General features: G+C 48.4%; 13 protein-coding genes and 4 tRNA genes. 12 read left to right on the top strand and 5 right to left on the bottom strand.

The annotated features are described in order from the left end of the window. Position 1: 1 nt before the first annotated feature. A tRNA-Ser gene (locus tag C2M35_RS13500) sits at positions 2–89 on the bottom strand. Positions 90–131: 42 nt separating this feature from the next. Then, a tRNA-Ser gene (locus tag C2M35_RS13495) sits at positions 132–222 on the bottom strand. 223 nt (positions 223–445) lie between these two features. On the opposite strand from C2M35_RS13495, the gene C2M35_RS13490 reads away from it, so the two are divergent. Genes C2M35_RS13490 through C2M35_RS13470 form a run of 5 tightly spaced genes read left to right on the top strand, consistent with a single transcriptional unit; the run spans position 446 to position 2,472 of the window. Next, entirely contained in the window at positions 446–1,111 is a 666-nt protein-coding gene (locus tag C2M35_RS13490; RefSeq protein WP_105198872.1) for a Bax inhibitor-1/YccA family protein, read from the top strand. Positions 1,112–1,167: 56 nt separating this feature from the next. Continuing rightward, on the top strand, positions 1,168–1,521 hold the full coding sequence (gene tusD / locus C2M35_RS13485; RefSeq protein ID WP_105216106.1) for a sulfurtransferase complex subunit TusD: 354 nt from the start codon (positions 1,168–1,170) through the stop codon (positions 1,519–1,521). Next, positions 1,518–1,874, top strand: a complete 357-nt coding sequence (gene tusC, locus C2M35_RS13480) for a sulfurtransferase complex subunit TusC (protein ID WP_105265562.1) — start codon at positions 1,518–1,520, stop codon at positions 1,872–1,874. The genes tusD and tusC overlap by 4 nt, the downstream gene beginning before the upstream one ends. After that, positions 1,871–2,140 (top strand): DsrH/TusB family sulfur relay protein, encoded by a 270-nt coding sequence (locus tag C2M35_RS13475; protein ID WP_105265561.1) that lies wholly within the window; start codon positions 1,871–1,873, stop codon positions 2,138–2,140. Before tusC ends, C2M35_RS13475 begins: the two co-directional genes overlap by 4 nt. Before the next feature lie 2 nt (positions 2,141–2,142). Then, the gene (locus tag C2M35_RS13470; RefSeq protein ID WP_105189849.1) at positions 2,143–2,472 is read left to right on the top strand and encodes a TusE/DsrC/DsvC family sulfur relay protein; all 330 of its coding nucleotides are present in this window, start codon (positions 2,143–2,145) and stop codon (positions 2,470–2,472) included. 55 nt (positions 2,473–2,527) lie between these two features. On the opposite strand, the gene C2M35_RS13465 is transcribed toward C2M35_RS13470, so the two are convergent. Together C2M35_RS13465 and C2M35_RS13460 are read right to left on the bottom strand one after the other, a co-directional pair. Next, positions 2,528–3,745, bottom strand: coding sequence for an amidohydrolase family protein (locus tag C2M35_RS13465; protein WP_105198868.1), 1,218 nt, complete (start codon positions 3,743–3,745; stop codon positions 2,528–2,530). Between the two features lie 10 nt (positions 3,746–3,755). After that, positions 3,756–5,141 (bottom strand): amidohydrolase, encoded by a 1,386-nt coding sequence (locus tag C2M35_RS13460; protein ID WP_105198867.1) that lies wholly within the window; start codon positions 5,139–5,141, stop codon positions 3,756–3,758. 399 nt (positions 5,142–5,540) lie between these two features. Here C2M35_RS13460 and C2M35_RS13455 point away from each other — a divergent pair, with 399 nt between their 5' ends. The 3 genes from C2M35_RS13455 to C2M35_RS13445 all read left to right on the top strand — a co-directional run bounded on the left by C2M35_RS13455 (position 5,541) and on the right by C2M35_RS13445 (position 7,287). After that, positions 5,541–5,903, top strand: a complete 363-nt coding sequence (locus tag C2M35_RS13455) for a DUF3718 domain-containing protein (RefSeq protein ID WP_105198866.1) — start codon at positions 5,541–5,543, stop codon at positions 5,901–5,903. Positions 5,904–6,124: 221 nt separating this feature from the next. Beyond that, positions 6,125–7,006, top strand: coding sequence for a fructosamine kinase family protein (locus C2M35_RS13450; protein WP_105198865.1), 882 nt, complete (start codon positions 6,125–6,127; stop codon positions 7,004–7,006). Positions 7,007–7,083: 77 nt separating this feature from the next. Beyond that, a complete protein-coding gene (locus tag C2M35_RS13445) occupies positions 7,084–7,287 on the top strand; it encodes a CPXCG motif-containing cysteine-rich protein (RefSeq protein WP_105198864.1) in 204 nt (67 codons plus the stop codon). On the opposite strand, the gene C2M35_RS13440 is transcribed toward C2M35_RS13445, so the two are convergent. Beyond that, positions 7,284–7,907: a riboflavin synthase subunit alpha gene (locus C2M35_RS13440; RefSeq protein WP_105265560.1), complete on the bottom strand. Its 624-nt coding sequence runs from the start codon at positions 7,905–7,907 to the stop codon at positions 7,284–7,286. The genes C2M35_RS13445 and C2M35_RS13440 overlap by 4 nt on opposite strands. 70 nt (positions 7,908–7,977) lie before the next feature. On the opposite strand from C2M35_RS13440, the gene C2M35_RS13435 reads away from it, so the two are divergent. The 4 genes from C2M35_RS13435 (at position 7,978) to C2M35_RS13420 (ending at position 10,660) form a co-directional block, all read left to right on the top strand. Further along, on the top strand, positions 7,978–9,330 hold the full coding sequence (locus C2M35_RS13435; protein ID WP_105265559.1) for an MATE family efflux transporter: 1,353 nt from the start codon (positions 7,978–7,980) through the stop codon (positions 9,328–9,330). Then, positions 9,305–10,333, top strand: a complete 1,029-nt coding sequence (locus tag C2M35_RS13430) for a DUF3080 family protein (protein WP_105265558.1) — start codon at positions 9,305–9,307, stop codon at positions 10,331–10,333. Before C2M35_RS13435 ends, C2M35_RS13430 begins: the two co-directional genes overlap by 26 nt. 145 nt (positions 10,334–10,478) lie before the next feature. Further along, positions 10,479–10,555 (top strand) — tRNA-Val (locus C2M35_RS13425). A 28-nt stretch (positions 10,556–10,583) separates the two neighbouring features. Then, positions 10,584–10,660, top strand: a tRNA-Val gene (locus C2M35_RS13420). Positions 10,661–10,813 lie beyond the last annotated feature (153 nt).

Below are 10,813 nucleotides of genomic sequence, written 5' to 3'. Positions count from 1 at the left end.
GCGGAGAGATAGGGATTTGAACCCTAGATAGGCTATTAACCTATGCCGGTTTTCAAGACCGGTGCTTTCAACCACTCAGCCATCTCTCCAAACGCGGTACCCGGACGACGTATCGTCCAAGTTAAATTTAGTGGCGGAGAGATAGGGATTTGAACCCTAGATAGGCTATTAACCTATGCCGGTTTTCAAGACCGGTGCTTTCAACCGCTCAGCCATCTCTCCGCAGCGGGGCGAATATTAGAGAAATGAATTGCGTTTGTGAAGTGTTATTTTCATTTTTTTGTTTAACCGCTTAATTTTTGACTGTTTTGCGCAACATTGCAGCAAGTGAGATTATTTATCCGCCATTGAAAGTGAAAGGTTTGCCCATATTTATAAGACTTGATAATCTTGAACCTGGATGTAAGTAACATCCGAGGATTGATTAATTTGAAGGAGTTTAACAATGGCGTTTAATAACTCGTACAGCACGGCTAAGCCGATGATGTCGACCATTGAGACGAATAAGGTTTTAAAGAACACTTACTTTTTACTCGCGATGACGTTGGCATTCAGTGCTGTGACTGCGGGTATTTCTATGGCGCTTAACCCTCCGTTCTTTACGGGGATCATCTGCTCTTTGGTAGGTTTGGGTCTGCTTTTTGTAGTTAACAAGAAAGCCGAAACAGCCTCTGGTGTCATGTGGGTATTTGCCTTTACCGGCATTATGGGCTTTGGCCTGGGTCCCCTGCTTAACCACTACGCAGCAATGCCAAGTGGCCCGTTCTTGATCATGCAAGCCCTGGGTTCAACGGCGCTTATCTTCTTTGGTCTTTCTGCTTATGCACTTACTACCAAAAAAGACTTCTCATTTATGGGCGGTTTTTTAACCGTAGGTCTGTTGGTGGTGATCGTTGCCAGTATCGTTAATATTTTTATCGGCAGCTCAATTGCCTTTATGGCTATCAACGCGGCGGTGGTATTTATTATGTCGGGTCTGATCCTGTTCGATACCAGCCGTATTATCAATGGTGGCGAAACTAACTATATCCGCGCCACGGTTGCCCTATACCTTAACGTATACAACCTGTTTACGTCACTTCTGCACCTACTTGGCGCAACAGATGACTAATAAATAGAATTTGTTAGAATAAGCCCCATTCATTGGGGCTTTTTTTTGGATTGAATTTGGCCAGTTTCGTACTTTCACTACACAGTGCGCCGAGCGATACCGACACGCTCAATGCCCTAGGGCGCTTTGCCACTTCAGCGCTGGCGCAGGGGCACACAATTCGCTGTATTTTCCTGTATCAGGATGGGGTGTATCACGCCTCCCCTTGCTTTGATTTAGCCAGCGATGAATTTGACCCGGCCAAGGTATGGCAAGACCTGCACAAGCAAGGCATTGAATTACATCTGTGCGTTACCGCAGCCACTAAGCGCGGCATCGACTTGGACCAATGCAAACACTTTAGTGTCTCCGGTTTAGCGGAGTTCGCCATGGAAGCGGCGCAGGCAGACAGATGGGTGCAATTTAAATGAAGCATATAGTGGTTATTAGCCAACAGGCCCCCTATCAACAGCAAAGCCTTAAAGAAGCGCTTGATTTGCTGCTTATCTTTGCCGCCATCGACCAGGAAGTGTCCTGGCTGATTGAAGGCGATGCGGTGTTCGCGCTATTGGCCGAGCAGCAGCCCAAACTACTTGGTCAGAAGGACTTCACCAAGGCCCTGAAGATGCTTGAGCTTTACGATATCGACAGCATTTATGTGTGCAGCGAGTCTTTGAGCGACCGAGGTATGGATGAGAGTGCACTCATCCTGGATGTAAAAAACGCTCTAGCGCAAGATAAACAAGCCCTGTTAGCAAAGGCAACTCAGGTGGTAGTACTATGAGTCACAACAATTTATTTATCCTCAGCCGCCCCCTTGCCTCATTGCCTTTATTAGCAAGCAAGCTCAGCAAAAACGATGCGCTCTTGCTGCGTGGCGATGCCTGCTACAACCCGGCGGCCTTTAGCATTTTTGAGGTGCCCGTTTATGCCCTGAAAACGGATGTGGTTGCCCGTGGCGCGCAGTCACGTTGTAGCAAGGTGCAGCTGATCGATGACCTGGAATGGGTCGCATTAACCCTTCAATTTCAAAGATGTATTAGTGAGTAACCATGATTGAATTTAACGGCCAACAACTTGAGACCGACAAAGAGGGTTATCTGCTTGATAGCAGCCTGTGGAGCCGTGAACTGGCCCCTATTATTGCCGCAACGGAAAACATCGAGCTCAGTGACGCCCATTGGGAAGTGGTGTTCTTTGTCCGTGAGTTTTACGAAGAATTCGACACCAGCCCGGCGATACGTATGCTGGTAAAGGCCATGGCCAAAAAGCTTGGCGAGGATAAGGGCAACAGCAAATACCTGTATAAGCTGTTCCCCAAAGGCCCGGCGAAACAAGCCACGAAAATTGCCGGTCTGCCGAAACCCGCCCGCTGCATTTAATGCCACGTTAAAGTAAAAAAGGAGCCAATGGCTCCTTTTCTTTATGCTTTAGCAATTACTTGGTGTAACCACGCGGCATGTCCGAAGGCGTGGTATAACGCTCTCGTAGCTTGTCTTGACGGGCCTCGGTCGACACCTTCTCACCGTCAATCCAGATACCTTCAATCTTGGCATTCAGTTCAAACGGATCGGCACTCCAAAGTACCAGATCTGCCGCTTTACCTGCGCTGATAGCACCGGCATCAATATTGAATGCCTCGGCCACATTGCTGCTGATGGCCGCTAACGCGCCCTGCTGGCTCATGCCGTAAGATACCGCATTACCGGCATCGAAACGCAGCTGATACAGGTTATGAGCACTGTCACCAGCGATAGTCAGGATCACCTTAACGCCTGCTTTTTCAAGCTTACCGGCATTAGCCAGATCCGCATGCATGGAATCAAAGTTGCCTGGCAGGTTGTCCATGGCGCTGATGATCACAGGCGTATTGCTGGCGGCAAGCTGCTCGGCAATCAATACCGCATCATGAGCACCGGCAAACACCATATTGATGTCGTACTTGGCTTTAAGCTTTAGTAACTCGAGCATTTCAGCGGCGCGTGATACGCCGATAAGCAGCGGCATGTCTTTAGCAAAGACGGCGTCTAAAACCTGAATTTCACGGTTGTGCGCATCGCTGTCTTTCTTTTCACGTTGCTTATGACCATCGAGTTTCTCGATCAGGGTCTGCATCGACAAGGCGCGTGAGCCCTTGCTCTTTTGTCCAAGCTCAATGGCCAAGGCCACATGCTTTTGGCTCACACTGTCGAATTCACCACTGAGCGATACCACAGAAGCAAGACCATTGAAAATGTCTTCGCTGCCGCCTGGCACGATCACGTCGCGGGTAATACCACCTTTACGTGCGTAAGGGATCAGCGATGAACGGGGATTAAAGGCAAGGCTTGGGTCAAAGGTGATTGAGGCTTTTTTATCGCTGCCATCACGTGAACCATCCACCGCACCCACTTCCACCAAACCCAGGTGATTTAGTGAGCCGATAAAGCCCGGTGTTAAAATTTTACCTTGTGCGTCAATCACTTCCTCGGCGTCAATTTGCGCCGGATTAACAGCAACAATTTTACCGTCTTTAATTAGCACAGACGCGTCTTTTAATACGCCCTGCTCGGTAGCGGTATGAATGGTAGCATTGGTAATAGCCAATGTTTGCGCGCCTGCGGATACACTCATCGCTAAGGCTGCGGCAACCGATGTCATTGTAAACAGTTTCATCTTGTTCTCCTTAGCGTTGGCCTAACATAAAATCACTTTGGGCTTGGTATTTCTCGTCATGGCGGTCATACACCTTGGCGCCATCAATAAATACCTGCTCGGCTTTGGCATAAACGCTAAACGGATTGTTGTCCCACAAAACCAGGTCGGCTTGTTTACCGGCGGCAAGAGTACCTGTTTTATCATCGATACCCAGGGCCTTGGCTGCATTTGACGTCAGCCACTTGATGGCGTGGGCTTCATCGATATTGAAACCATTTTCATTGGCGCGGTACATCACCTTACCCGCTTCCTGGTTTAGGCGCTGAATGGTGGTGTCTGAGTCGGAGTGAACTATGGCACAGGAGTTCTTCACCGCATCAACGATGGCAACATTTTCCTGAACCATGTCATAGGCTTCCATTTTAAAGCCCCACCAATCCGGCCACAGTGCTGCACAGCTGCTGTTTTCGGCAAGCAAATCGGCAATCTTGTAGGCTTCAATACCGTGGTGGAAGGTACCGGCGTGATAATCAAACTCTTTCGAAAGGTCGATCATCATGGCCATTTCTTCTGCTTTATAGCAGTGGTTATGGATCAAAATGTCACCATCGAGTACACCGCGCAGGGTGTCCATGGTCAGGTCGCGCTCGGGCGCCTGTACATTCTTACCGGCGTCATAATCGGCATCGTACTTTTCCCAGGCACGCTTGTATTCTGTGGCATCAATCCAGGCATTGCGATAACCGGCCATATTACCCATACGAGTCGATGGCAATACACCCTTGCTGCCGTAAACACGCTTAGGGTTTTCACCACAGGCCATTTTTAAACCATAAGGTGCCTCTGGAAACTTCATCGCCTGCATAGTGTGGGCAGGGACGTTTTTCAAGGTTACGCCGCGGCCACCAATCAGGTTGGCTGAGCCCGGCAGAATTTGTAGCGTGGTAATACCACCTTCACGAGCACGGTTAAAGCCAGGATCTTGTGGCCATACCGAATGTTCAACCCATACTTCTGCGGTAACCGGGCTGGTCATTTCGTTGCCATCCTGGTGCGATGCCACTGCCGGGTTTGGATAGGCCCCTAAGTGTGAGTGCACATCGATAAGGCCAGGCGTTAACCATTTGCCTTGGGCGTCTAGGGTTACGTCGGCCTGAACCTGTAAGTCGGTACCAATTTGTTGGATTTTACCGTCGACCACATAAACATCACCGCCGTCGATACGCTGGCCGTCACCGGTCAATACGGTGGCATTGGTGATCAGCGTCGATTGGCGAGGTAGCGGCTGATAGGTACTGGGGTAAGGGTTTTTATTAATGGTTACCTTATCGCCTTGCGGGCCTTCAGATTGTTGGCACCCGGCGAGCGTGATAGCTAAGGCTAACACGCTGAGGCTTGGTGTTTTTGTTAGCATTGTTGTTATTACTCCTATTTTTCGCACCACTGTAGCGAATAGTGCTACGAATTGCGAAGAAAATAGGTTAATAAGCGGTAAATCAAGATAAACGCCGGAGCGGCCAGCCCCTTGAGCCATCTTAGCTTTAGCTTGGTTCCATTTTGTGGGCAAATGTTACAAGAATAGGCAAGAGCCCCTGAATTAACAGGTACAAGGACGACCTGTACAAAAAAAAAGCATTTTTTTTGCTTTTTATGTAAACAGATGAGATAGGGAAAATCTGTAAAAATAGGCAGTTAGGTTAAGGTATTCACAATTGACATAGATGCTTACATTCTGACTTATCCTGTTCATTCCATAACAACAAACGCGGTTCATACTTAAACAGCAATCAATGCACTAATAAGGAGAAAATCCATGAAACGCACAACTCTGTTAGGCTCTGCTGGCGTCCTACTCTTAGGAGCGCTTTCATCACACGCTATGGCCAATGAACAATTTGTTGCGGCTGATAACACCGTCGGTACGCAACTGTGTATGGCAATCACTAAGGATAATCCTTTCAAAATGGCCCAAGCGATGGATAAGCACAACATCCCACGTCATAGATTGACTAAACGTTTGTCATGCAACGACCTTAGCGTCCGTGAATTTGCAAGCCTTTATGGTTTTGAACGTAGTCTGAAAAAACTACGTCTCACTCCACTGACCGAGACATCTATTCGCGACATAGCCAAAGTACATGGCGACACCATCTTGGTGGTTTCTGGCTCGAAATAAATAGCCACAGCATTTACAGAGGCCCGCAATTGCGGGCTTCTTCTTTTTCAAAAGCGAAAACTTAATCAGGGCGTTTTTTGCACTGAGACTTACTCCCTTGTTATTTCGCTAAAATTACCGCTTATTAACCTTCGCAAAATGAACTCGACAATGAATATTATTGCAGTGAATCAGAACTTTGCCATACTTGGTGTACCCCTGAAATTTAGCGGTTTGCGGTTATGTGGAATACCTTGACTCAGTTACTTAGCGACACACTCAACAGCCCTTTTACCTTGGTGCACAAGCAACAGCTCACAAATTCTTCCGCCGATCACTTGTTTAAAATTTCCGATGGCCAGCACCAGTTTTTTGTCAAGGTCGCGCCTTTGGCCTCTCTTGAGCGCCTCGAGTGTGAAGCCGCCGATCTCGAACTGTTGACCAAAGAGTCCATGTTTATGGTGCCCGATTGTCTGCTTACCGGCACTACCTTGGAGTATTGCTTTAATGTACTTGAATGGTTAGATCTGGAGCCCAATACAGATCATGCCAAAGAGCTTGGCTGGCGGCATATGGGCGAATATCTGGCGCAGTTGCACGAAAAGCATGAACAAGGCATGTTCGGCAACGAAAGAGATAACTTTATCGGCGTCACTGCCCAGCCTAATTGCTGGCATAAAAAATGGGATGTGTTTTTCAGTGAAGACCGCATAGGCTGGCAATTACAGTTATTGGCAGAAAAAGGATTTTATTTTTGCGATATTGATGAGTTTGTCTGCCAGGTCAAAGATACCCTACACCATCACCATATCAAGCCCTCGCTCCTGCACGGCGATTTTTGGCGCGGCAATGTTGGCTTTCATGGCGGCGTTCCCTGCGTATATGACCCGGCTTGTTACTATGGTGATCGGGAAGTGGATATCGCCATGAGCCGCTTTTTCGGCGCCTTCCCCGATACCTTCTATGATGCCTACCAAAGCGTTTACCCCTTAAGCGAAGGCTATGAACAAAGAGAGCGCATCTATAACCTTTATCATGTGTTAAACCATGCCAACATCTTCGCCGGCCATTATTTGACTCAGGCCAAAGAAACAATAGATAAGGTGATCAGCGAAGGTAATTAAGGTCTAAATTTTCCAAGGCACAGGGAAAACATAACTATACTTTAAGTGATGTCATTGGACTGTCATACGAGGTGGTTATGAAAGACTACAGCCTACAAAGGGTGCGCTGCCCTCATTGCGGCCACCATACATTTGTCGATGTCGACACCAGCTCAGGTGATCAGGATTACTATGAAGATTGCGCCGCCTGCTGTAATCCTATTCATGTCAATATGCATATAGACCAAGCCCTTAACAGGGTAGAGTTAAGGATAGATGCAGACGACGAGCAAATCTTTTAGTGCTGTTGCTTTAAATAACGCTGCACCGTTTGCACTATGGTGTAGGTTTGTTGATCGACCTCGATATTAATCTCGGCCCCCGCCACCATCTGACCAAGATTGGTGATAGCCAAGGTTTCCGGAATTAGGTGTAACCAGAACCCCTGCTCTGATAACTCCCCCACAGTTAGGCTGGCGCCATTCACACTGATAAAACCCTTATACAAGACATATTCCCGCCACTTGGCATCCATGGCTATGTGCATGCGACAGTTATCCTGGGTATCGATACGCTCTATAAGACTGCCAACACAATGAATATGCCCGGAAACTATATGCCCACCGAGCTCGCTGCCAAAAGTCATGGAGCGCTCAAAGTTTACCTTATCGCCACATTCAAGTAGACCTAGATTGGTCAGCGCCAGGGTTTCATCGATAACATCAAATTGTACGCTGCCAAGGGCACCTGCATCGGCATGGTATTCAACCACGGTCAAACAACAGCCATTGACGGCGATACTGGCACCGAGTTCGAGGTTTTGCAGGTATTTAGACGGCACCGCCAACACTAAGCGCTGCACGCCATTAGTCAGGGTTTTACTTTGCACTTGAGCTTGGCATTGCACTATACCGGTAAACATCGTATTTCCTTTTTAAGTTGAAACCAACAGGATAGAATAGCGCTTTATTTTATCTGATGTTTTTTCACTTATGAAGTTTTGTACATGGGAAGCAAGTCGCCTGCTGCGCCTTGCCGCACCGGTATTTTTTGCCCAGGTGACCCTGGTGTTGATGTCTGTGGTCGACACCATTATGGCCGGTCAGGTCAGCGCTACCGACTTAGCGGCCTTGTCTATTGCTACCGGCTTGTGGAACCCTGTGGTATTCGCCCTGCTTGGAATTTTAATTGCGCTGACCTCACTGGTGGCGCACAGTTTTGGCGCCAAGGATGAAAAGGCCATTGCCGGTCACTTCCAACAGGCTTGTTACCTTGCCCTGATCCTGTGTCTAGTCGGCCTTATGCTGGGGCAATCTGCGGATCACCTTATTGCCCTGCTCGACACCAGCGGCGAGATTAAATCCCTGGCCGGTGATTACATTACCTATGTGCAATTTGGGCTGCCCGGTTTTATCGTCTATTCCCTGTTTCGCAATGTTGCCGAGGGCAAGGCTTACACTACCCCAGCCTTTTATATTTCCATTATCGGTTTGTTGGTAAACATCCCCGCCAACTATATTTTTATTTACGGTAAGTTTGGCGCGCCTGCACTTGGCGGCGCCGGCTGCGGTGTGGCCACGGCAATTGTATTGACCGCCATGGGTGTCTCTTTACTGATCTACAGCATGATGAGCAAACGCATTAATGGCCGATTTCTTATCAATGCCTTTGCCCGCCCAAGTGTAAAAGCCATGTGGCAACAATTTAAGCTAGGTGTGCCCATCTCCTTGGCGATTTTCTTTGAAGTCACCTTATTTGCCTGTATTCCGTTATTTATCGCCTCCTTGGGTGCCGTAGTCGTTGCCGGACATCAGGTGGCTGCCTCGGTGACCACCTTATTGTTTATGCTGCCCTATAGCCTGTCTATGGCGGTAGCCATACGTTTTGGTAATCTTTATGGCCAGGAAGACTTCCAGGCACTGCGTCGCTGTATGAGCACCAGCTTTATTCTTGCCGTTGCTATTGCCGCATTCGTTGCGCTAATTACCTATGTGCTGCGCGCCGATATTAGCGCCTTGTATAGCGACAACCCCGAAGTACTGGCGCTGGCCACGGCGATTATGGTTCTCGCTTGTTTTTATCAATTGCCGGATGCGCTGCAGGTGGTAACCAGTGGTATGCTGCGCGGTATTAAGCACACAGCGCCTATCTCCTATATCACCTTTTTCTCTTATTGGTTGGTGGGTTTTGCTTTGGGTTATGTGTTGGGCCGTACGGATCTGATAGTCCCGGCCATGGGTGCCCAAGGTTTTTGGCTCGGCATCATAGTTGGGCTATCCTGTGCTGCAGTACTGTTAATTTACGTGCTGCGGAGGCGTCTTGCACAAGCTCCTTTTAATTTTTAGCACACTGATACTGCTGGGGGGATGCAGCGATCCTCCCAGCGCCCGCTATAACGAATATCAATATCGTCTTGGCAAGTATCTGGCCATAGAGCAACAGAGCCAGGTTCGCCTATCAACTTGGCAGCGCTTTGACAGCGAGCCTCTTCCCCCAAGTCAAAGCATAAGCCTGTTGGCGCTGGCAGACATTAACCATTGCCGCCTGGCCAGCCATATTGCCGCACATAACAACCAGCTTGGTAAGGTGGCCAGTGCCTCCGAGCGTTTTAAATATCATATCCGTTTTATCCAGTTGGTCGACCCTTGTCTCGAACATACCTCAAGCACCGGCTTATCGGCTGAACTGCGCAGCGCCCTACAAGTGGAAAAACGCTTTAAAATGACCCACGCCAAGCTGGCATTTAATCTGATGCTAAGCCGGGAGCCGGAGCTCAACCGACTCTTTACCCTCGCCGCCGCTGAGCTTGATTTTAACGAGCAGGCAGGACGGTCACAAAGCGCCGAAGCCTTAACCGTACTGGCCGATATGGCCAATGCGATAGCCGAAGAAAATTGGCATGCCATAGATGTAAATACGCTCACCCCAGCGCTGGCCAAGCTCAATGGTAACGATTATGTACGCAAGTTATTAACCTCGGCACGCAAACAAATTGTCCTAAACAATGAGTTGACCTCCCAACTCGAGCAAGTTTCTTTAACCTCCGAGATATGCCCACCCGGACGCCGCAGCGACGCGGCCACCATATTACACAATATCTTCAACCTGTTTTTTATTAAGGAATTACAGGGGTATCAGGGGCAACTCAGTGGTGCTTTGGAAGAATTTACGCCATTGTTGGCGCAGGTGTGGCAATTTACCGGGAACAATAAAGATATAGAGGCCAAGCGCGCAATTGTTGGCACGCAGGAGCAAGCAAACCTATTGGCTCAACTTAAGGCATCAAGCCGTAATCATGTGCGCTGGTGGCAAGGGTTTTACGCCCAGTGCGATATTAGTCCGGTATGAATAAAAAAAAAGCAAACAATCAGGAAATTAGCCAATTGCACTTGCTAAGCCCCTGCACACACTATATATTACACGGCGTTGCCAATGAGGTAGAGGCAGGACACTGCTTCATGAATGATTTTATTGGCGCTAAAAACTAGATTGTACGACCGTAGCTCAGTTGGTTAGAGCACCACCTTGACATGGTGGGGGTCGGTGGTTCGAATCCACTCGGTCGTACCAATTCTCTAAAATACTTCTCGTATTCTGTACGACCGTAGCTCAGTTGGTTAGAGCACTACCTTGACATGGTAGGGGTCGGTGGTTCGAATCCACTCGGTCGTACCAATTCTCTACAATATTTCTCGTATTCAATAAAAACCCTAGCTCAGTTGGTTAGCGCACTACCTACTCTCTATGACCCGGCCCAAAGGTCGGTGGTTCGAATCCACTCGGTCGTACCAAATCCTTAGCAAACTGCCGTAATCTATACTTGCTTCG

The sequence above is a fragment of the Pseudoalteromonas sp. T1lg76 genome (genome assembly GCF_002964725.1).
Classification (GTDB): domain Bacteria; phylum Pseudomonadota; class Gammaproteobacteria; order Enterobacterales; family Alteromonadaceae; genus Pseudoalteromonas.
This window is presented reverse-complemented; position numbering and strand designations above follow the sequence as displayed.